This is a genomic window from Streptomyces sp. NPDC001599, assembly GCF_042893535.1.
Taxonomy (GTDB): domain Bacteria; phylum Actinomycetota; class Actinomycetes; order Streptomycetales; family Streptomycetaceae; genus Streptomyces.
In genome coordinates this window covers 76239-97549 of the sequence record NZ_JBIAVA010000008.1, presented here as the reverse complement: position 1 = coordinate 97549, position 21311 = coordinate 76239, and the positions used below count along the sequence as shown (strand labels likewise).

Annotated in this window: 16 protein-coding genes and 1 pseudogene; 8 read left to right on the top strand and 9 right to left on the bottom strand. The window is 73.8% G+C overall.

The window, feature by feature from the left end:
- Window positions 1-119 precede the first annotated feature (119 nt).
- The 3 genes from ACFYZ3_RS21215 to ACFYZ3_RS21205 all read left to right on the top strand — a co-directional run bounded on the left by ACFYZ3_RS21215 (window position 120) and on the right by ACFYZ3_RS21205 (window position 3833).
- Entirely contained in the window at window positions 120-2279 is a 2160-nt protein-coding gene (locus ACFYZ3_RS21215) for a SpoIIE family protein phosphatase (RefSeq protein WP_388519853.1), read from the top strand.
- Window positions 2279-2950, top strand: coding sequence for a CBS domain-containing protein (locus tag ACFYZ3_RS21210; RefSeq protein WP_388519852.1), 672 nt, complete (start codon window positions 2279-2281; stop codon window positions 2948-2950). Before ACFYZ3_RS21215 ends, ACFYZ3_RS21210 begins: the two co-directional genes overlap by 1 nt.
- Window positions 2951-3098: 148 nt before the next feature.
- The gene (locus ACFYZ3_RS21205; RefSeq protein ID WP_388519850.1) at window positions 3099-3833 is read left to right on the top strand and encodes a TetR/AcrR family transcriptional regulator; all 735 of its coding nucleotides are present in this window, start codon (window positions 3099-3101) and stop codon (window positions 3831-3833) included.
- A 13-nt stretch (window positions 3834-3846) separates the two neighbouring features.
- On the opposite strand, the gene ACFYZ3_RS21200 is transcribed toward ACFYZ3_RS21205, so the two are convergent.
- Window positions 3847-4794 (bottom strand): LysR family transcriptional regulator, encoded by a 948-nt coding sequence (locus ACFYZ3_RS21200; RefSeq protein WP_388519848.1) that lies wholly within the window; start codon window positions 4792-4794, stop codon window positions 3847-3849.
- A gap of 108 nt (window positions 4795-4902) precedes the next feature.
- Between ACFYZ3_RS21200 and ACFYZ3_RS21195 the strand changes: the two genes are divergently transcribed.
- Window positions 4903-6216, top strand: coding sequence for an aspartate aminotransferase family protein (locus ACFYZ3_RS21195; protein WP_388519846.1), 1314 nt, complete (start codon window positions 4903-4905; stop codon window positions 6214-6216).
- Between the two features lie 56 nt (window positions 6217-6272).
- Here ACFYZ3_RS21195 and ACFYZ3_RS21190 read toward each other — a convergent pair whose 3' ends face one another.
- The 4 genes from ACFYZ3_RS21190 to ACFYZ3_RS21175 form a co-directional block, all read right to left on the bottom strand.
- Window positions 6273-8492, bottom strand: coding sequence for an MMPL family transporter (locus tag ACFYZ3_RS21190; RefSeq protein ID WP_388519844.1), 2220 nt, complete (start codon window positions 8490-8492; stop codon window positions 6273-6275).
- 240 nt (window positions 8493-8732) lie between these two features.
- A complete protein-coding gene (locus ACFYZ3_RS21185) occupies window positions 8733-9296 on the bottom strand; it encodes a hypothetical protein (RefSeq protein WP_388519841.1) in 564 nt (187 codons plus the stop codon).
- On the bottom strand, window positions 9293-10801 hold the full coding sequence (locus ACFYZ3_RS21180) for a sensor histidine kinase (protein WP_388519838.1): 1509 nt from the start codon (window positions 10799-10801) through the stop codon (window positions 9293-9295). The genes ACFYZ3_RS21185 and ACFYZ3_RS21180 overlap by 4 nt, the downstream gene beginning before the upstream one ends.
- Entirely contained in the window at window positions 10798-11499 is a 702-nt protein-coding gene (locus ACFYZ3_RS21175; protein ID WP_388519836.1) for a response regulator, read from the bottom strand. Before ACFYZ3_RS21175 ends, ACFYZ3_RS21180 begins: the two co-directional genes overlap by 4 nt.
- A 161-nt stretch (window positions 11500-11660) precedes the next feature.
- Between ACFYZ3_RS21175 and ACFYZ3_RS21170 the strand changes: the two genes are divergently transcribed.
- The 3 genes from ACFYZ3_RS21170 to ACFYZ3_RS21160 all read left to right on the top strand — a co-directional run bounded on the left by ACFYZ3_RS21170 (window position 11661) and on the right by ACFYZ3_RS21160 (window position 15009).
- Window positions 11661-12500: an SGNH/GDSL hydrolase family protein gene (locus tag ACFYZ3_RS21170; RefSeq protein WP_388519831.1), complete on the top strand. Its 840-nt coding sequence runs from the start codon at window positions 11661-11663 to the stop codon at window positions 12498-12500.
- Between the two features lie 88 nt (window positions 12501-12588).
- Window positions 12589-13845 carry an acyltransferase family protein gene (locus ACFYZ3_RS21165; protein WP_388519828.1) on the top strand — a complete coding sequence of 419 codons (1257 nt, stop codon included), beginning with the start codon at window positions 12589-12591 and terminating at the stop codon, window positions 13843-13845.
- A gap of 87 nt (window positions 13846-13932) precedes the next feature.
- Window positions 13933-15009 carry a MerR family transcriptional regulator gene (locus ACFYZ3_RS21160; RefSeq protein WP_388520560.1) on the top strand — a complete coding sequence of 359 codons (1077 nt, stop codon included), beginning with the start codon at window positions 13933-13935 and terminating at the stop codon, window positions 15007-15009.
- 39 nt (window positions 15010-15048) lie between these two features.
- Here ACFYZ3_RS21160 and ACFYZ3_RS21155 read toward each other — a convergent pair.
- Window positions 15049-16149: pseudogene (locus ACFYZ3_RS21155) on the bottom strand (winged helix DNA-binding domain-containing protein).
- The gene (locus tag ACFYZ3_RS21150) at window positions 16146-16568 is read right to left on the bottom strand and encodes a VOC family protein (RefSeq protein ID WP_388519825.1); all 423 of its coding nucleotides are present in this window, start codon (window positions 16566-16568) and stop codon (window positions 16146-16148) included. The pseudogene ACFYZ3_RS21155 and the gene ACFYZ3_RS21150 overlap by 4 nt, the downstream one beginning before the upstream one ends.
- Before the next feature lie 110 nt (window positions 16569-16678).
- Here ACFYZ3_RS21150 and ACFYZ3_RS21145 point away from each other — a divergent pair, with 110 nt between their 5' ends.
- Window positions 16679-17680, top strand: coding sequence for a helix-turn-helix transcriptional regulator (locus ACFYZ3_RS21145; protein WP_388519822.1), 1002 nt, complete (start codon window positions 16679-16681; stop codon window positions 17678-17680).
- A gap of 16 nt (window positions 17681-17696) precedes the next feature.
- Here ACFYZ3_RS21145 and ACFYZ3_RS21140 read toward each other — a convergent pair whose 3' ends face one another.
- Together ACFYZ3_RS21140 and ACFYZ3_RS21135 are read right to left on the bottom strand one after the other, a co-directional pair.
- Window positions 17697-18908 (bottom strand): Cmx/CmrA family chloramphenicol efflux MFS transporter, encoded by a 1212-nt coding sequence (locus ACFYZ3_RS21140; protein WP_388520557.1) that lies wholly within the window; start codon window positions 18906-18908, stop codon window positions 17697-17699.
- Between the two features lie 99 nt (window positions 18909-19007).
- The gene (locus ACFYZ3_RS21135) at window positions 19008-21302 is read right to left on the bottom strand and encodes an FdhF/YdeP family oxidoreductase (protein WP_388519819.1); all 2295 of its coding nucleotides are present in this window, start codon (window positions 21300-21302) and stop codon (window positions 19008-19010) included.
- Between the last annotated feature and the right edge of the window lie 9 nt (window positions 21303-21311).

Here is a 21311-nt window from a genome sequence, read left to right as displayed (position 1 = left end):
CGTCCCCTCACTCCCTCGCATGCCTTCGCGGCGGGACGGGCGTAGTGTCCAGATATGGGTGATGTGCGGGGCGGCCGGCGTCGGGCGGCCCTGTCGGCGCGGACGCGGGCGGTCGGCTGATGGACTCCGCGATGGCGGCCGTCGTGCGGGCGAGCGGTGCGTTCGGAGGGATCCTCTACGCACTGCCGCCGGGCGAGGACGCCGTGTGGCAGGTCCTGGTCACGGGGGTCCCCCAGGAGATGGCCGCACCGTGGCGGCGGGTCGGGCTGAAGGATCCGATGCCCGTGGCGGACGCCGTCCGCGAGCACCGTCTGGTGTGGGCGGGCGGCCGGGAGGAGATGGCACGCGAGTATCCGCGGCTGGCGCTCGTCCTGCCGTACGACTTCGGACTGGCGGCCGCACCGGTCGTCTCGGGCACCGCCCTCAGGGGCGGGCTGGTGCTGCTGTGGCCCGGGAACCACCCGGCGCGGTTGAGCGCCGGGGAACAGGACGTCATCCGGGCGGGCTGCCGCCGCCTGGGTGACAGCCTGCAGCGGGCCATCGACCGCGGCGAACCGCTGCGGCCGCCGGAGCGGCCCCGCACCCTGCCGCCGGCCGCCCCGCGCACCCCCTCCCCCGCCGAGGCGACCGCGCTGTCCGCCTTCGTGGACCGGCTGCCCGGCGGCTCCTGCGCGCTGGACCTGGAGGGGCATCTGACCTTCGTCACCCCGGGGGCGGCCGAACTGCTCGGTGTCGACCGGTCCCTGCTGGTGGGCGCCCTGCCGTGGGAGGCGCTGCCCTGGATGGACGTGCCGCACGTCGAGGACCGCTACCGGGCCGCGCTGGTCAGCCGCAGGCCGCAGCGCTTCACGGTCCTGCGCCCGCCGAAGACGTGGCTGTCCTTCGAGCTGTACCCGGACGCCACCGGACTGAGCGTGCGCATCACCCCCGGCAGTCCGGACGCGGAGATGCCCCCGTCCCGGTCGGTACAGGCCTCGGGCCCCAGCCGTGCCACCGTGCTGTACCACCTGATGCACCTGGCCTCCACCCTCACCGAGGCCGTCAGCGTGCAGGACGTGGTCGAGCAGACCGCCGACCAGCTGATGCCCGCGCTCGGAGCTCAGGCCATGGTGGTGATGGCCCCGGCGGACGGCCGACTGAAGATCGTCGGCCAGCGCGGCTACCGCCCGGAGCTCCTGAGGCGCTTCGACGGGGCGCCGCTCACCACGGCCATCCCCGGGGCCGATGTCATGGCCACGGGTGTGCCGGGGTTCTGGACCACCTTCGAGGAGCTGCACGGGGCCTACCCCGCCATGACGCACGAGGACGGGATGGCCGCCTGGGCCCTGCTGCCGCTGATCGCCTCCGGCCGCCCCATCGGCTCGCTGCTGCTCTCCTACCGGCGGCCGCACGTCTTCCCGCCCGGCGAACGGGCCGCCCTCACGTCGCTGGCCGGTCTGGTCGGGCAGGCCCTGGACCGCGCCCGCCTCTACGACGCCAAGCACCACCTGGCCCACCGCCTGCAGTCCGCCCTGCTGCCCCACACCCTCCCCGACGTGCCCGGACTGAACGTGGCCGCCCGCTACCTCCCGGCCGCCCGGGGCCTGGGCATCGGCGGCGACTTCTACGACGTCATCCGCCTCGACGAGCACACCGCGAGCGTCACCATCGGCGACGTGCAGGGACACAACGTGGACGCCGCGGCGCTCATGGGGCAGGTCCGCACCGCGGTGCACGCCCACGCCACCGTGGGGGCGCCCCCGGGCGACGTGCTGGCCCGCACCAACCGTCTGCTCACCGACCTGGACCCCGGCCTGTTCACCAGCTGCGCCTACGTCCACCTGGACCTGGCCACGCACCGCGCCTGTGTGGCGCTCGCCGGGCACCCGCCTCCTCTGGTGCGCCACGCCGACGGGCGCGTGGAGACGCTGCGGGTGCCGCCGGGACTGCTGCTGGGCATCGAACCGGACACCGTGTACCCCTCGCTGGAGTTCCCGCTGCCGCCGGGCAGCGTGCTCGCCCTGTACACCGACGGACTGGTCGAGGCGCCCGGGGTCGACCTGGACGACGCGATCGCGGCCCTCGCCGGCCTCCTGGAACACGGCGACCCCGGCGACCTCGACGCCATGGCCGACACCCTCATCCGGCACGCGCCCACCCCGGGCGACGACATCGCCCTGGTCCTCGTCGGTCCCCGCGCGTCGGCGCCGGGGCACTCCCCGGGCCGATCGATCGTTTTCAGGGACAAGAAGGACGAACGCCGGTCGACGCGGGCCGGCAGCGGAGGAGAAGACCCTTAATGAAACACCAGAGGGTGCGCGATCTGATGAGCGACGCCGTGGTCCGCGTGCAGCGGGGCACACCGTTCAAGGAGATCGCCCACCTGCTGCTGGAATACGACATCACGGCGGTGCCGGTCGTCGACGAGGAGAACCGCCCCGTGGGGGTGGTGTCGGAGGCCGACCTCCTGCAGAAGATGTGGGGCGGGGAGCCCGACGGTGCCCCCGAGCACGCCGAGTGGCCCCGGGCCTCGGCGGGCAAGGCGGACGCGACGGACGCGGCCGGGCTCATGACCTCACCCCCGCTGTGCGCCCTGGAGAGCTGGAGCGTCGTGGACGCCGCCCGGGTGATGGCACGGCACCGCATCAAACGGCTGCTGGTCGTCGACGGGGACGGGCGGCTGGCCGGGGTCGTCAGCAGAAGCGACCTGCTGCGGGTCTTCCTGCGCACGGACCGCGCGATCCGCACCGAGATCATCGAGGAGGCCCTGGTCAAGGCGCTGGGCCTGGCTCCCTCGTCGGTGCAGGTGGACGTGGCGCACGGGCATGTCGTGCTCAGTGGCCGGCTCCCGGCCCATGTGTCCGCCCCGCTGCTGGAAGAGCACTGCCGGAGCGTGGACGGCGTCGTCGCCGTGGAGTTCAGACCGGCCGGCGAGGCCGACGCCGAGGGCCCCGCGGCCGTCGGCTCCTGAGACCCGGCCGGTCGGCGGACACCGCCCGTGCCCGCTTCCCCGGGGGAGGGGAGGCGGACGCGGGCGACGCGCCTGACAGCATGAGATCTGCCTAACAGTGTTCGACTTCTTGATGGACCATCAGTCCGTGGCGCCCTAGGCTCGCCGCATGCCCACAGAGCGACACACCACCACGGCTCCCGTCTCCCTCCGCGAGCGGCGCCGGACCGCCGCGGCGCAGGAGATACTCGACGCCGCCGAGCAGCACATCGGCGAACACGGTCCCGCCGCCCTGTCGCTGCGCGCGGTCGCCCGCGGTCTCGGCATGACCGTGCAGGCGCTCTACCACTACTTCCCGAACCGCGACGCCCTCGTCACCGCCCTCATCACCAAGGCGTACGGCGAGCTGTCCGACGCGTTGCAGGCCGCGGCCGACGGTGTGCGCACGGCCCCCTCGGCACCCGGTCTGGTCGCGGTGGCCGAGGCCTACCGCGACTGGGGCGTCGCCCGTCCGGAGCACTTCCAGCTCCTCTACGGGACGCCGCTGCGCTACTACGCGGCACCCGCCGAGGGCCCGACCACGCAGGCGGTCCGCCGGATGGGCGCGATCTTCCAGCGCGAGCTGTTCGCCGGCTTCACCCCGGCGCAGCTCGCCGCGGCCGAGGTCCCCGCGCTCTCGCCGCCGTACCGGGAGCATCTGGAAGGGCTCCCGCTGCACGCCCAGGGCGATCTCCCGCCCGCCGCGGTCTCCCTCTTCCTGAGCGCGTGGGGGCACGTGCACGGCCTGGTCGTCCTGGAGGTGTTCGGGCACACCGCGTTCCTGGGCGACCATCAGGCGGAGGTCTTCCGCACGTCGGTCCGGATGATGCTGGAGGACATCCACCGCCGGATCCCCGCCGCCTGAGCGGGCGCGGCTCTCAGGGGCGCGGGGCTGCCTGCCGGCCCTCGCGCGAGGGGTCGGGGGCGGACAGGGCCTCGATCTCGGGGTGGTCGCGCAGGGCGGCGATGACCGCGTTCACCGCGGCGCGCTGCGGGGCGCCGCGCCGCACCACGACGGCGACGTTGCGATGCACCGGCGGGCTCAGCCGCCGGGTGACGACGGCGTGGTCCGCCGTGACCGCGAGGGCGGGCAGCAGGGCGATCGAACCGGTCGTCTCGACGTGCCGCAGCAGCATCAGGTAGTTGCTGAACCGGCAGGCCACCCGGGGTTCGAACCCGGACTCGCGGCACAGCCGCACGGTCAGGTCCGCCATGTACGACTGCGGCCGGTCGCAGGCCCAGGTCTCCTCCTTGCACGCCGCGAGGTCCACCGCGGCGCGGGCGGCCAGCGGATGGCCGTCCGGCAGCACCAGGAGGACCGGGTCGCTGCCCAGCGACACGACGTCGAGGTCCGCGCCCCACGTCAGGCCGGAGTAGTCGGTGGTGGTGACGATGACGTCGGCCTCGCCGGAGCGCAGGGCGGGGCCGCTCTCGTGCGGTTCCATCTCGACGAGTTCCAGGCGCAGGTGCGGATGGGTGGTGGCCAGCCGGTTCGCCGCCGGGACGGCGAGGCTGTAGATCGCGCTCTGGAACACGGCGAGCCGGACGGTGCCGATGGGCTCGTCGTTCAGGGCGCGCAGTTCGGCCTCGACGTCGGCCATCCGGTCGAGGATCTCCCGGGCCCGGCGGGCCAGCAGGAGTCCGGCCGGGGTCAGCCGCACCCGCCGCCCGGTCCGCTCGATGAGCCGGCACCGGGTCTCGGTCTCCAGCACCGCCAGTTGCTGGGAGACCGTCGACGCGCTCAGGTGCAGCGAGTCGGCGACCGCGCGGACGGTACCGAGCGTGTCGAGCCGGCTGAGCAGGTGCAGTCGTTGGGAGTTGAGCACGGAGCCGATGGTACGGCGCACCTCGGCCCGTCTGTACGGTTCTGCCCTACAGCACCATCGAATCCGTGCGATGGACACGCGCAGCGGTCCGTCCCTACCGTCGGTCGCATGCCTTCCGAGACTTCCGGCGCCGACCTGGGGCGCCACCTGATCCGCTACTCCGGCCACGCACCCTTCTCGCCGGAGGTCGTCGTACGCGCCGCGGGCACCTCCGTCTTCACGGAGAGCGGTCGTGAACTGCTGGACTTCACGTCCGGTCAGATGAGTGCCATCCTCGGGCACTCCCATCCGGCGATCGTCTCGACGGTGCGCGAACAGGTCGCGCACCTCGACCACCTGCACAGCGGCATGCTCAGCCGCCCGGTCGTCGAGCTGGCCCGCCGGCTCGCCGGGACCCTGCCGGAGCCGCTGGAGAAGGCGCTGCTGCTGACCACCGGGGCGGAGGCGAACGAGGCCGCGGTGCGGATGGCGAAGCTCGTCACCGGGCGCCACGAGATCATCTCCTTCGCCCGGTCCTGGCACGGCATGACCCAGGCCGCCGCGAACGCCACCTACAGCGCCGGACGCAAGGGCTACGGCCCCGCCGCGCCGGGCAACTTCGCACTGCCGGTGCCGGACCGCTACCGCCCCTCCGTCCTCGGCGCGGACGGCGAGCTGGACTGGCGCCGCCAGCTGGACCTGGGTTTCGAGATGATCGACGCCCAGTCGGTCGGCAGTCTGGCCGCGTGCCTGGTCGAGCCGATCCTCTCCTCGGGCGGCGTCGTCGAGCTTCCGCCGGGCTATCTCGCCGCCCTGGCGGACAAGTGCCGTGAGCGCGGCATGCTGCTGATCCTGGACGAGGCCCAGACGGGACTGTGCCGGACCGGCGACTGGTACGCCTTCGAGCACGAGGGGGTCGTCCCGGACATCCTCACGCTGTCCAAGACGCTGGGCGCGGGGCTGCCGCTGGCCGCCGTGCTGACCAGCCCCGAGATCGAGCAGCGGGCGCACGAGCGCGGGTTCCTGTTCTTCACCACCCACGTCAACGACCCGCTGCCCGCAGCGGTGGGCAACACCGTCCTCGACGTCCTGGTCCGCGACCGGCTGGACGAGCGGGCCCGCAGGCTCGGCGCGGCGCTGCGGGAGGGCCTCGACAAGCTCGCCGCCCGCCACGAGGTGGTCGGCGACGTCCGGGGCCGGGGGCTGCTGCTGGGCATGGAACTCGTCGGCGACCAGGTGCTGGGCGAGGGCGGCGCGGACCGTCTGGGCGCCGCCGTCACCCGGCGCTGCTTCGAGCTGGGGCTGCACATGAACATCGTCCAGCTCCCGGGGATGGGCGGAATCTTCCGTATCGCTCCCCCGCTGACCGCGAGCGACGACGAGATCGCCCGCGGCGTGGCCGTCCTGGACCAGGCACTCGCCGACGCCGCCGGAGCCCTGTAGCCCGAAGGCCCCGGTGTCCTCGGGGTACGAGGACACCGGGGCCGTGGGCGCGTGGGTCAGACTCCGGCCGTCTCCGGTTCGCGGGCGGGCTCCGTGGGAGCGGCGGTGTCGCCGAGCTCCCGGTGCAGCTTCTCGCCCTCGACGTCGACGTTCGGCAGGACGCGGTCCAGCCACTTGGGCAGCCACCACGCCTTGGTGCCGAGCAGGGCGAGCACCGCGGGCACGATGGCCATGCGCACCACGAAGGCGTCGAAGAGCACCGCGATAGCGAGGCCGAAGCCCATCATCTTGATCATGGCGTCGTTCTCCAGGATGAAACCGGAGAAGACGCTGATCATGATGATCGCGGCGGCCGCGACCACCCGGCCGCCGTGGGTGAAGCCCGTGGTGACGGACTCGGCGGCGGACTGTCCGTGGACGTACGCCTCGCGCATGCGGGTGACGAGGAAGACCTCGTAGTCCATGGCGAGGCCGAAGACCACGCCGATCATGAAGATGGGCATCATCGACATGATCGGGCCCGGCTGGTCCACGCCGAACACGGCGGCGAGCCAGCCCCACTGGAAGACCGCGACCACCGCGCCGAGCGCCGCGGCCACCGAGAGCAGGAAGCCCAGGGCCGCCTTCAGCGGGACGAGGACCGAGCGGAACACCAGCATCAGGAGCAGGAAGGCGAGCCCGACGACCAGCGCCAGGTAGGGGATCAGCGCGTCGTCCAGGGTCTGCGAGAAGTCGATCGTCATCGCGGTCGCACCGGTGACCAGCATGGTCGCGCCGGTGTCGGCCCTGATGTCGCCGGACAGCGAGCGGATGTCGTGCACCAGCGACTCGGTGGCGACGTCGCTGGGGCCGGTCTTGGGCATCACGGTGAGGACGGCGGTGTCGCCCTCCTCGTTGAAGTTGGCGGGGGTGACGGCCGCGGCCTCGCCCAGTCCGGTGATCTTCTCGCCCACGGTGTCCGCGGCGGCCTTCGGGTCGTCCGCGCCGCGTGCGTCGACGGTGACCATCAGCGGGCCGTTGAACCCGGCCCCGAAGGACTCGGACAGCATGTCGTAGGCCTTGCGCTGGGTGGTGTCGGGGGCCGAGCTGCCCTCGTCGGGCAGGCCCAGCTCCATGCCGGCGGCCGGTACGGCGATCACGCCGAGGCCGAGGACCGCGGTCAGCAGGACGGTGACCGGGCGCCGCTGTACGAAGCGGGCCCACCGGGTGCCGAGCTTCGGCTTGCCGGAGGCGGCCCGCGCCCCGGCGGGAGCCTTGCGGTCCTTGCGGCTGAGCGCCTTCTTGCCGGCGAAGCCGAGCAGTGCCGGGGTGAGGGTGAGGGCGATCAGCACGGCGATGCCGACGGTGCCCGCGGCGGCCAGGCCCATCTTGGTGAGGATCGGGATGTTGACGATCGCGAGACCGGCCAGGGCCACGACGACGGTCAGTCCGGCGAAGACGACCGCGGAGCCCGCGGTGCCGACCGCGCGTCCGGCCGCCTCCTCGGGAGCGCGGCCCTCGGCTATCTCGGCCCGGTAGCGCGAGACGATGAACAGGGCGTAGTCGATGGCGACCGCGAGGCCGATCATCATGGCGAGGGTGGAGGTCGTGGCGGACAGCTCCAGCGTGCTGCCGAGCGCGCCGATGGCGGAGATGCCGATGCCGACACCGATGATCGCCGAGAGCAGCGGCATGCCCGCCGCGACCAGTGAGCCGAAGGTCAGCAGGAGCACGATCGCGGCGACGCCGATGCCGATCAGCTCGGCGGTGCCGCCCATCTCCTGCTCGGCCACGACCGCGTCGCCGCCGGTCTCGACCGTGTACCCGCCCTGGCGCGCGCCGTCGGTGGCGGCCGTGAGCGAGTCGCGGGCCTCGTCGGTCAGCTCCATCGCGTTGACCTTGTAGGTCACGGAGGCGTAGGCGGTGGTGCCGTCCTTGCTGACGGCGTTCGCCTCGAACGGGTCGTCCACCGAGGAGACCTGCGGGCCGGCCTCGAGGTCGGCGACCAGGTCCTTCACCCGGTCCTTGCCGGCCGCGTCGGATATCTTCGCGCCCTCGGGGGCACGGATCACGACGCGGGCCGTGGCGCCCTCGGCACTGGCGGCCGGGAACTGCTCGTCGAGCAGGTCGAACGCCTTCTGGGACTCGGTGCCCGGCATGGAGAAGGAGTCTTCGGGCGGGGCCGGCGCGGCGGACGAGGCGACGCCGGCGCCCACGAGTATGGCCACCCACAACAGGGCGACCAGGCCGCGGCGCCGGAACGCCCTCCGGCCGAGTCGATAGAGAAACGTAGCCACCTTTTGGACCAATCCGTCGGGTTACGGGCAGGACGAAGACCCGGCACATGGGGGGAAGGCGGAGGCGCTGACCGGGGTACACATCCATGCTCGCCCGGGGTTCTCGGCGTTTGATCCGACCCTGGGTCTGGACTGGCGTACTGCGTCGGGTGTAGTGGGGTCCCGCGCTCCTCTCCCCTCGGTGTAGATCACGAAGATGGGTGTACTCCGCATTTCGTTGCCGCGGGCAGCCGAAGGCGCTCAGCCGGTGAAGGGCACGGCGTTGCCGCCCGCACCGCAGCGCAGGGTCCAGGGGCGGGCGGACCGGGTGCCGCTCTCGTGGATCCGGACGTCGACCTCGTCGGCGGACAGGCCGCCCGGGACGTCGGCGTGGGCCGCGGTGCAGACCAGCTGGCTGACCGCGGTCACGTCGAGTTCGCCGGCGCTGACCCGGAGGGGGACGACGACGTCGACGGCGCCTTCGCTCGTGGTCGCGGTGAGCCGTCCGGCCGCTCTCGACTCGACGTGGGTGGTCAGGCCGCGCTCGCGCTCGGCCGGGGTGGGACCGTCCAGGAGCAGGTCGAGGGTCTGCTGGGGGGCGAGGGGGGCGTCCGTCCGCCGGGTGACGGGGCGGGTGCCGTAGGGGCCGGCGAAGTACAGGCGCACGGTGCTCGCCCCGTCGCCGGGCCGCTGGACGCCGGAGGCGGGTGCGCCGGCCTGCACCGGGCCGGTGGTGCCGATGCCGCAGCCGGTGGCCCCGGCGGCGAGCAGCACGGTGAGGGCGAGGGCGGCCCGATTCGGGTGCGGGAAGTGGCGGGATGTCATGTCGTTCCCGGGGAGGAGGCGGCCGACGGCAGGGTGAGGGTGAACACGGCACCGCCGTCGGGGTGGTTGGCGGCGGTGAGGGTGCCGCCGTGCAGGGCGGCGTTCTCCCGGGCGATGGCGAGTCCGAGGCCGCTGCCCCCGGAACGGGGGCGGGCCGCGTCGGCCTTGTAGAAGCGGTCGAAGACGTGCGGGAGCGCGTCGTCCGGGATGCCGGGCCCCCGGTCGGTGACGGTGACCCGGACCCGGTCGCCGCCCGCGCGGACGGCGACCGTCACGGGCGGGCGTCCGTGGTGCAGCGCGTTGGCGACCAGGTTGCCGAGGACGACGTCGATCCGGCGGGGGTCGACGCGTACGGGCGCCGGTTCGGGCAGGTCGGCCCGGACCCGCTCGTCGTGGGCCCAGCCGCGCAGTTGCAGGGTCTTGGTCACGAGGCTGCGCAGGTCGACGTCCTCCCGGTGGACGGGGGCGGCCTTGGCGTCGAAGCGGGAGACCTCCATGAGGTCCTCCACCATGCGGGCCAGGGTGCGCACCTCCTCGCTGATCAGCCGGACGGCGTCCTCCGTGTCGGCGGGCAGTACACCCGAGGCGGCGTCCTCGTCGAGGACCTCGGTGACCGCGGCCATGGCGGCCAGCGGGGTGCGCAGTTCGTGGGCGACGTCGGCGGCGAAGCGGCGGGCGCCCGCCTCGAGCCGGCGCAGTTCGGCGGCGTCCCGCTCCAGGGTCTCGGCCATGGTGTTGAACGAGCGGGTCAGGTCGGCGAGTTCGTCGTGGCCCTCGGTGTCCAGGCGCGTGTCCAGCTCCCCGGCCGCGATGCGTTCGGCGCCGTGGCGCAGCCGTCGGACGGGCCGCAGGACGCTGCGCGCCGCGAAGAGGGCCGGGACGAGGGCGAGGGCGAGCGCGGGGACGGCTCCGGCCTGGGCGGCGGTGACCAGGGCGTCGATGTCGGCGCGGTCGTCGTCGAGGGGGAAGACGGCGTACACGGTCAGGCCGGAGAGCGTGTCCGGGTCCCCGTTCCCGGCTTCGTCGGGGGCGTAGGCGACGGGCACGCCGAGGGCCAGCCACGGGCGGCCGTCGTGTTCGGTCCGCTGGTGGACGGCCCGCCCGGTGTCCTGGACGGTCTCCCGCAGTCCGTCGGGGACGGGCGGCGCGCCCGGGGAGGCCGAGACCGGTTCGCCGCCCCGGTAGGAGGCGGACGCGTGCCAGGCCCGGGCGCCGCCGGCCTGGTCGATCTGCCCGGTGAGCCCGCGCAGGTCCTCGTCGGTGGGCGGCAGGGCCAGGTCGGGAGCGAGGGAGTCGAGCTGGGTGCGCAGATCGGCGACGGCGGTCTCCGCGGCGCGGTCGAGGATGGCCGCGCGGGCCCGGTGGAAGGTGAAGCCGGCGGTGAGCAGGGCGCCGAAGGCGGCGGCCAGGAGGAAGGCCACCACCAGCCGGGTCCGCAGCCCGCGGGGCGGGTACGGCCGGAGCCTGCTCACAGCGAGCCGGAGCGGTGGCCGCAGCCGGCTCACAGCGGGCCGAACCGGTAGCCGAAGCCGCGCACGGTCTGCACGTACACCGGTCTGCGCGGGTCGTCCTCGATACGGGCGCGCAGCCGCATCACGCAGGCGTCGACGAGGCGGACGTCGCCGTAGAAGGAGTGTTCCCAGACCTGCTCAAGCAGTTGCTGGCGCGAGTACACCTGCCCGGGGGTGGCGGTGAGGAACAGCAGGAGTTTCAGTTCCGAGGGCGCCAGGGGCAGCTCGGTGCCGTGCTTGGCCACGACCAGGGTGGTGCGGTCCACCGTGAGGTCCGCGTGCCGCTCCGGGCCGGCGGCGGCCGGATTCGGCGTGCCGCCGTCCTGGGCGGGCGCGACCCGGCGCAGAACGGCCCGGATCCGCGCCTCCAGCAGCTCGGCGCCCGCCGGTTTGACGACGTAGTCGTCGGCGCCCGCCTCCAGGCCGACGACCATGTCGATCTCGTCGCCCCGCGCGGAGAGGATGATGATCGGGATCCGTTTGCTCTCCCGGATCCGGCGGCACACCTCCAGGCCGCTCATGTTCGGCAGCATCAGGTCGAGGAGCACCAGATCGGGCCGGTGCCGCTCCAGGGTCAGCAGGCCGGTCTCCCCGCTGCCCGCGACGGCCACCTCGTGCCCCCGGCGTTTCAGCGCGAGGGAGACGCCTCTCTGTACGGCGGGGTCGTCTTCGATGAGCAGGACTCGTGCCATGGGGGTGCGCTCTTCTCCGGTTTCCTCGGCTCGGCTTCCTCGGCTCGGCGGCGGCCGTCTTCTGCCAGCGTGCTCGAAGCGTATGACGCCGGGTTCCGCGTCATGTGAGGAAACGATGACAGCCCTCCCCGGGCCGGGCGCGGGTGGCCTGTGCTGGAGGCATGGACAACGAGATCAACTCAAGCGGGCGGTCGCTGCCCGCCCGCCACGCCGCCGGGTACGCCCTCGTGGCCGCGGCCGTGGCACTGGCCCTGACCGGCTGTCAGGGCTCCGGCACCGGCGTCGAGGTCTCCGCGAGCGACAGCGCGGCGGCCGGCACCCCGGACGGCGGGAAGGACTCCTCCGACGGAAAGCGGGACGACAGGCCGCGACGCCTGCTGTGGATGGGCGACTCCATCGGTGAGGCCCAGGCGCCCGCCCTCGACGCGGCCATGGAGGCCGGGGGCGTCGCCTTCAAGTCGGTGGCCGCCGCCGGCGGCGGCGGTGTCGTCGGCGAGATCGCGGCGCCCACCTGGGACCGCCTGCCGAAGACGCTGAAGTCCTTCGCGCCGGACGTCGTCGCCTACCAGGTCACCACCTACGACTGGGGCACTCCGGCCGAACAGCGCGCGGCCTACGAACGCCTGGTGAAGACGGTGAACGAGGCGGGGGCCGACCTCCTCCTCGTCTCCGCCCCGCCCTTCAAGATCGACGACTTCTACCAGCCGCACGAGGCGGAGATCGCATCCGCTCCGCGCTCCGCGAAGAGCGTGGCCGAGGAGCACCCGGACACGGCCGGCTTCCTCGACGCCGCCGACCTGTGGGGCGACGACAGCGGTTCCGAGCAGGCGCAGCGCAGCGAGGACGGCATCCACTCCTGCCAGCAGGGCTCGGCGGCGTTCGCCGTCTGGTTCGGCGAGCAGCTGGAGAAGCGGTACGGCTTCGACCCGGCCGCCGCCGACACGTGGGCCACCGGTGCGTGGACCGGCGAGAAGGTCTACAGCCGGCTCGGCTGCGCGTAGCCCCATGGCGGAACCCGGCCCGCCCACCCGCCCCCGGCGAGGCCGTCGCGGGCCGGGGACGCCTCGCCCCTTCCACGGAGAGCAACCCATGCCCCTGCCGGCCACACCCTCCCCCGCCCACCGCCGTGCCCGCGCCGCCCCCTCCCCCGAGCCGCGGCCCACGCGGCGGCACATCGCTCCGCTCGACGGCCTGCGCGGCCTCGCCGTCCTGGGCGTGCTGTTCTTCCACGCCGGTCACTTCGACGGCGGGTTCCTGGGCGTCGACCTCTTCTTCGTCCTGTCCGGCTTCCTCATCACGGGCCTGCTGCTCAAGGAGGCGCGGGCCCGTGGCGGCCGGATCGACCTGCTCGCCTTCTGGGGCCGGCGCGCACGGCGGCTGCTGCCCGCGCTCGCGGTCGTACTCGCCGCAACCCTGCTCCTGGTGTGGGCCCTCGGCCCGCCGAACCTGCTCCGGTACGCCCTCGACGACGGACCGTGGGTGGCCGCGAACCTCGCCAACTGGCACTTCGTGGCCGACCGGGTCGGCTACTGGGACTCGGCCGGGACCAGGGTCTTCAGCCATCTGTGGAGCATCGCGGTCGAGGAGCAGTTCTACGTGGTGTGGCCGCTGGTGCTCTGTCTGGTGGCCCGCGGCCGGGGCGCCGGACGGCGGGTGGCCGCGGTGGCCGCGGCCGGTGCCGTCGCGTCCCTGGTCCTGATGGTCGTCCTGACCGCTCCGGCCGACACCACCCGGGTCTACGAGGGCACCGACACCCGCGCCTTCTCGCTCCTCCTCGGGGCGCTGGCGGCCACCGAGCCCGCCACGCGACTGGTCTCCCGCCTCGGCGAACGCGCGGCGGGCCGGTGGAGCCTCGCCCTGGCGGCGGGCATCGGGGCGTACTGGGTCGTGGCCGACGGCCAGAACTCCCCGTCCCTCTTCCGGGGCGGGCTGTTCCTCCACGCCCTGGCCGCCGCCCTGCTCATCGCGTGCCTCGCCCGGGCTCCGCGCACACCGGCCGGGCGCTTCCTCGCCGCCGCGCCGCTGCGCCGGCTCGGCGTGGTCTCGTACAGCCTGTATCTCTGGCACTGGCCCGTGTACCTGCTGCTCAGCGAGGAACGGCTCGGTCTCGACGGGGCTCCCCGTACGGCGGTGCTGCTCGCCGTGTCGGTGGCGCTCGCCCACCTCTCCAAGGTCCTGGTGGAGGACCCGGTCCGGTTCCGGGCCCGCTGGGCGAAGGGCCGCACCGGTGCGCTCGCCCTCGTCGCCGTCTTCGCGGCGCTGGCCGCACTGTGGGCGGCGGTCCCCCAGCCGCGAACCGGGGAGGGCTCGGTCGACGTCACACGTCTCGGGTCGGTCGGCGGTTGACCGCGGTTGACCTTCACCTTGGGGCAGGCCGCAGCATCGGTGTCACCGGGCGAAGCGCCCGGTACGAGGAGGGGTGGGTACGTGGGCGTGGAGCTGCTGACCATAGGGGCGTTCGCGAAGGCGACCCGGCTGTCGCCGAAGGCGCTGCGTCTCTACGACGAGCTGGGCCTGCTGCCGCCCGCCCGCGTCGACCCGGTCACCGGCTACCGCCGCTACGCCCCGGAACAGGTGGAACGGGCCCGGCTCGTGGCCTGGCTGCGCCGCCTGGGGATGCCGTTGGTCCGCATCCGGCACGTGTGCTCGCTGGACGCGGGAGCGGCGGCCGGGGAGGTCCGCGCCTTCTGGGCACGGACCGAGGCCGAGACCGCCGCCCGACGGGACCTGGCCGCCTTCCTCGTCGACCACCTGACCCGGAAGGATCCCGCCATGTCTCCCACCACTCCTGCCCTGAGCATGCGCTACGCCGCCGCCTCCGACACCGGCCTGGTCCGCGAGCGCAACCAGGACACCGCCTACGCCGGTTCCCACCTGCTGGCCGTCGCCGACGGCTTCGGCGACGAGGGGGCTCCGGCGAGCGCCGCCGCCGTCGAGTCGCTGCGGCGGCTGGAGAGCGGCGGGGTCCCGGCGGACGGCCTCCTCAACGTGCTCGCGGACGCGGTGGCGGAGGCCGAGCGGGCCGTGCACGGCGCCGTGGGTTCCGGTTCGGCGCCGCAGCAGGCCGGTACGACCCTCACCGCGATGCTCTGGACGGGGTCGCAGCTGGGTCTCGTCCACATCGGCGACTCGCGCGTGTACCTGCTGCGCGACGGGGAGCTGTTCCAGATCACGCACGACCACACCGTGGTGCAGTCGATGATCGACGAGGGCCGCATCACGCCGCAGGAGGCCGTGTCCCACCCCCAGCGGTCGCTGCTGGTGCGGGCCCTGGGCCGGGGAGCCGACGCCACCGCCGAGATGCGCCTCCAGGACGTCCGGCCCGGGGACCGCTACCTGCTCTGCTCCGACGGCCTGTCGACGGTGGTGCCGGGCGACGAGATCCGCCGGGTGCTGGCCGCCCCGGGGGAGCCCGGGGCAGCCGTCCGGGAACTGGTGGCCCTCGCCAACGGGTCCGGCGGTCCCGACAACGTCAGCTGCGTCGTCGCCGACGTCGTGCCCGCGGCGTGACACCGCCGGGCGCCGAGCCCCGTCCGGGTCGGCCGCCCCTCACGGCGGTGCCGCCCCGACCGTGACGCGGTCGCTGTCGCCGTCGGAGAGGAAGGACGCGAGGGCCTGCCCCTCCTCGGCGACCCCGGCGCGCTCGGGCCGGGTGAGCCGGCGCAGCGGGGTGACGGTCACCGTGCCGTCCTCGACGGTCCAGGTCGCCGACACCCTCCCGTCGACGAGGACGAAGCGGGCGCCGGTGACCGACAGGCCGCGGTGCGGGTCGTCGATGATCCGGCCGCGGTCCTGGTAGCCGAGGACCGCGTTGTCGAAGGCGGGCAGGAAGCGCACCGGCGCCGGGGTGCCGGGGTCGGGCCGCGGGGCGTCGGGCAGGTCCAGCAGTTCCCGGCCCCGCTAGTCGCGGAAGGAGACCAGTTGTCCGCGCACCGCCGCGACCGCGGCCGGCAGCCCCGCGAGCCCGCACCAGGCACGCAGGTCCGCCGAGGCGGCCGGCCCGAACGCGGCCAGGTAGCGCCGTACCAGCTCCTCCCCGACCGGATCGGTGCCCGGCGGGGCGGGCGGGTCCACCTCGCGGCCCAGCCAGTGGGCCACCGGGGCGTTGCGCACCCCGGCCCTGGTGCGCCACAGCCCCCGCGGCGGCAACTGCACCGTCGGGATCAGCGCGGCTACCAGCAGCTCCCCCAGTGGCCGAGTTCCCGCGTCCGGCCACCGCGCGGCCACGGCGCGGGCGAGGTCGCCCATCGAGCGGGGCTCGCCGTCGGCCAGGACCGCGCGGCCCGCCGCCGCGAGCTCGTCGAGGTCGACCCCGGCGAGCTCGCGGCGGTAGGTGCCGAGGACGCGTCCGCGCAGCATGGCGTCGTGGCGCGATCGCCAGGCCAGTGCGTCCTCGGCGGTGACGAGATGGACGGTGCGGCGCATCAGGTGGGTCCGCACCACTCGACGCCCGGTCAGCAGGTCGTCGAGCGCCCGCGGGGCGAAGTCGCTCAGCCGCGACCACAGCCCGACGAACGGTTCCTGCGGCTCCTGTGCCTGCATGCCGCCGAGGTGCGCGACGGCGTCGGGCACCGGGCGGTCCGCGCGGTCGAGCAGCAGCTGCCGGGCGAGGGCCGCCCGGTTCAGCGACCGGGCGTCGAGCACGCTCACGCGTTGTACTCGCTCACGACGTCCAGGACCCAGGTGACGCCGAACCGGTCCCGCAGCATGCCGTAGAGGGGCGCCCACTGGGCGGTGCCCAGGGGCCGCAGGACGGTCGAGCCCTCGGCGAGCCTCTCCCAGTACGCGGTGATCTCCTCGGTGCCCTCGCCGCGAACCGAGACGAAGAAAGCGTTCTCGCCCTGGTGGTACGGCAGGTCGGACGGCACGTCGTAGGCCATCACGGCCAGGCCGTCGGCGGTGGACACCTGGCCGAACATCACCTGGTCGGCCGCGGCGGGATCCTGGACGCTGCCGGCGTCCTTGTACGTCACCACGGTCAGGTCCCCGCCGAACGCGGCCTGGTAGAAGGTGAGGGCTTCGCGGGCGTCACCACGGAAGTTGAGGTGGGTCACGGCTTTGGCGGTCATGTCGGGCTCCTTGCCTCGGAGGGAAAGCTGGGCCGGTCCGGCCCCGCGGTGCCCACTCTGCTTCAGGTAGCGGTCAGGTTGTGGCCGCTATGTGCGGCAGCATGGTGGCCATGCAGAAGACCTCCGCCCGGCTGCTGTCCCTGCTCTCGCTGCTCCAGGCCCGCCGGGACTGGCCCGGTGCGGTGCTGGCGGAGCGGCTGGACGTCAGTGCGCGCACGCTGCGCCGCGACGTCGACCGGCTCCGGGAGCTGGGCTACCCCGTCCGGTCGGTGAAGGGCCCCGACGGCGGCTACCGCCTGGACGCCGGGACGCGGTTGCCCCCGCTGCTCTTCGACGACGAGCAGGCGGTCGCCCTCGCGGTCGCGCTGCGGACGGCCGCGGCCACCGGCGCCGGGATCGAGGACGGGGCCGAGCGCGCCCTGACCACCCTGCGCCAGGTCATGCCCGCCCGGCTGCGGCACCGGATCGACGCCCTCCAGGTCACCCCCGTCGCACGGTCGGCGCCCCGGCCGCCGCTCCAGGCCGACACCGGCGTCCTGATGGCGCTCAGCGCCGCCGTCCAGGCACGCGAGGTGCTGCGCTTCGACCATGCCCCGGGCCACCGGGCGGGCACCGGGGCCGGGGAGGCGCCGCCCCCGCGCCGGGTGGAGCCGCACCATCTCGTCACCCGGGGCGGGCGCTGGTACCTGGTCGCGTGGGACCTGGACCGCGCGGACTGGCGGGTCTTCCGGGCCGACCGGATCACCCCGCGCACGCCCACCGGCCCGCGCTTCACGCCCCGGGACCTGCCCGGCGGGGACGTGGCCGCCTTCCTCACCGGCAGGTTCCGCGGCTCGGACGGTTCCCCGGACTGGCCCTGCCGCGGCACGGCCGTACTCCACCTGCCCGCCTCCGCGGTGTCCCCGCACGCCGCCGACGGGACCGTCGAGGAGCTGGGTCCCGACCGCTGCCGGCTCACGACGGGCTCCTGGTCGTGGCCCTCCCTCGCGGCCGCGTTCTGCCTCTACGACACCGACATCGAGGTGGTGGGCCCGCCCGCGCTCGAGGAGGCGTTCGCCGGGCTGGCCGACCGCTGTGCCAGGGCCGTCGCGGAGCGGCCCCGGCGACGGTGAGCGCCGGGGTCCGGTGTCACACCCGCTGGGCCCGCTCCAGGCTCGCGGTCCCGATGGCCGGGCCGCCGCCCGCCACGACGCGCGACCGGGTGTGCAGCCGCAGGGAGACGGCGACGAAGGCGATCGCGACCAGGGTCATCGCCCCGCCCGCCCAGGCGGTGGCCTCGTAGCCGAGGTCCGCGTCGATCACCGTGCCGCCGAGCCAGGGCCCGCCGGTGTTGCCCAGGTTGAACGCGGCGGTCGTCGTCGCGCCCGCGAGGGTGGGCGCGGCACCGGCGACGTTGAACATGCGCGCGTTGAGCGCGGGCGCCGTGTAGAACGCGGAGACGCCGAGCAGCAGCGACAGGACGATCACGACGGCGGGGCTGGAGGCGAACAGCGCGAGGGCGGCCAGCAGCACCGTCGAGGCGGTGATGCCGGAGAGCAGTACGCCGAACAGGTGGGCGTCGGCGACCCGGCCGCCGATCGTCGTGCCGATGAGCGCGCCGACGCCGAACAGCGCCAGCACGGTCGGCACCCACCCGTCCGCGAGCCCGGCGACGTCGGTGAGCAGCGGGGCGAGGTAGGAGAAGGCGCAGAAGACGCCGCCGGCGGCGAGCGCGGTCACCACGATGGACAGCCAGACCTGGCGGTCCCGGTAGATCGCCAGCTCGCCCCGCAGCCGGGGCCGCCGCTCGGGCAGCGGGATTCGGGGGATCAGGGTCACCACGCCGACGAGCGCGACGGCGGACGCGCCGCCCACGGCCCAGAACGCGGACCGCCAGCCCAGGTGCTCGCCGAGGAAGGCGCCCGCCGGAACGCCGAGGACGTTGGCGATGGACAGTCCGCCGATCATCACGGCCATCGCGCGGGCCCGCGCGGTCACCGGCACCATCGCGATGGCCACGGCCGCGCCCACCGCCCAGAATCCGGCGCAGGCGAGGGCGCTGACGACCCGCGAGACGAACAGGACCTCGTAGCCCGTCGCGAGCGCGCCCGCGACCTGGCCGACGCCGAACACGGAGATCAGCGCGACGAGCGTGGTCTTGCGGGGCAGGCGCAGGGTCGCGACGGCCAGCAGCGGCGCGCCGACCACCATGCCGATCGCGAACGCCGATATCAGCAGCCCGGCTCGCGGGATCGACACGTCCATGTCGTCGGCGATGGGCGGCAGCAGTCCGGAGAGCATGAACTCGCTGGTGCCGAGGGCGAAGACGGACAGGCCGAGGATGTAGACGGCGAGCGGCATGCGTCCGGCCGTGGGCCGTGGGGAAGAGTCGGGCATGACAGGTGTCAACGGGGCCCCGCTTCCCGCCATTCCCGCGGCGGGGCCCGTCTCACGATGCGGCTACGGTGTCGTGCGCTCCAGCCGGACGACGATGCCCTTCGAGGTGGGCTGGTTGCTGATGTCGGCGACGCTGTCCAGCGGGACCAGGACCTGGGTCTCGGGGTAGTACGCGGCGGCGGACCCGCGGGCGGTGGGGTACGGGACCACCTCGAAGCCCTCGGCGCGCCGCTCGGTGTCGTCGTGCCAGACGCCGACGACGTCGACGCGGTCTCCCTCGGCCAGGGACAGGGCGCTCAGGTCGTCCGGGTTGACCATGACCACCCGGCGGCTGCCGTGGATGCCCCGGTAGCGGTCGTTCAGGGAGTAGGGGATGGTGTTCCACTGGTCGTGGGAGCGCAGGGTCTGCAACAGCAGGTGGCCCTCGGGCACGTCGGGCGTGCGCCAGGTGTTGCGGGTGAACACGGCCTTGCCGGTGGCGGTGCGGTAGACGCCCTCGTTGACGGGGTTGGGCAGCCGGATGCCGCCGGGGCGTGCCACGCGCCGGTTGAAGTCGTGCAGGCCCGGCACGATCCGGGAGATCCGGTCGCGGATCGCGCTGTAGTCGGCCTCGAACTCCTCCCAGGGCACGTTCCCGGGGCCGGTGCCGAGGGTGCGGCGGGCGAGCCGGCACAGGATGGCGACCTCGCTGAGCAGCAGGGGTGAGGCGGGCTTGAGCCGTCCGCGGGAGGTGTGCACCTCGCTCATGGAGTTCTCCACCGTGACGAACTGCTCGCCGCCCGCCTGCTGGTCGCGTTCGGTGCGGCCGAGGGTGGGCAGGATCAGCGCGGTCCGCCCGCAGACGGTGTGGGACCCGTTGAGCTTGGTGGAGACGTGGGCGGTCAGGCGGCAGCTCCGCACGGCCTCCTCGGTGACCGCGCTGTCGGGGGCCGCCCGGACGAAGTTGCCCGCGACACCGAGGAAGACCTTGATCCGGCCCTCTCGCATCGCCTTGATCGAGTCGACCGAGTCGAGGCCGTGGGCGCGCGGCGGGTCGAAGCCGAACTCGTCGCGCAGGGCGTCCAGGAAGGAGTCCGGCATCTGCTCCCAGATGCCCATGGTGCGGTCGCCCTGGACGTTGCTGTGGCCGCGTACGGGGCAGGCGCCGGCTCCGGCCCGGCCGAGGTTGCCGCGCAGCAGCAGGAAGTTGACGATCTCACGGATGGTGGGCACGCCGTGTTTGTGCTGGGTGATGCCCATCGCCCAGCAGACGATGACCCGCTTGCTGCGCAGTACCTCGTCGCGGACCTGCTCGATCTCGTGGCGGGTCAGACCGGTGGTGGTGACCACGTCGTCCCAGGAGGCCTGCCGGGCGTGCTCGGCGAACTCCTCGAAGCCGCTGGTGCTGTCGCGGATGAACGCGTGGTCCAGGACCGTGCCGGGCCGGGCGTCCTCGGCCTCCAGGAGCAGCCGGTTCAGTGCCTGGAACAGGGCGAGGTCGCCGCCGGGGCGGATGTGCAGGAACCGGTCGGCGATCCGGACGCCCTGGCCGATGATCCCGCGTGCGTTCTGCGGGTTCTTGAACCTGAGCAGCCCCGCCTCCGGGAGCGGGTTGACGGCGACGATGCGGGCGCCGTTGCGCTTGGCCTGCTCCAGCGCGGACAGCTGACGCGGGTGGTTGGTGCCCGGGTTCTGCCCCACCAGGAAGATCAGGTCGGCGTGGTGGAGGTCGTCGAGGCTGACCGTGCCCTTGCCGGTGCCGAGGGTCTCGTGCAGGGCGAAGCCGCTCGACTCGTGGCACATGTTGCTGCAGTCGGGCAGGTTGTTGGTGCCGTACGCCCGGGCGAAGAGTTGCAGGACGAAGGCGGCTTCGTTGCTGACCCGGCCCGAGGTGTAGAAGACCGCCTCGTCGGGGCTGTCCAGCGCCTTCAGTTCCCCGGCGAGCAGGTCGAGGGCGTCGCGCCAGCTGATCGGCTCGTAGTGGTCGCAGCCGGGCCGCTTCACCATCGGCTCGGTGAGCCGTCCCTGCTGGTTCAGCCACAGGTCGGAGCGCTGGGCCAGGTCGGAGACGGAGTGCTCGCGGAAGAAGTCGGCGGTGATCCGCCGGGTGGTCGCCTCGTCGTTGATGTGCTTGGCGCCGTTCTCGCAGTACTCGTTGCGGTGCCGGTGGCCGGGCGCGGGGTCCGCCCAGGCGCAGCCCGGGCAGTCGATCCCGTCGACCTGGTTCATGGTCAGCAGGTCCACCGCGGTTTCCCTGGGGGACGTCTGCGCCAGGGAGTACTCCAGTGCGTGCACCACCGCGGGCACACCGGCGGCCCAGGTCTTGGGCGGGGTGACGGTCAGGTCGTCCCGGGGTTCGTCCCTGGGCGGCTTCTTCATCGGGGGATC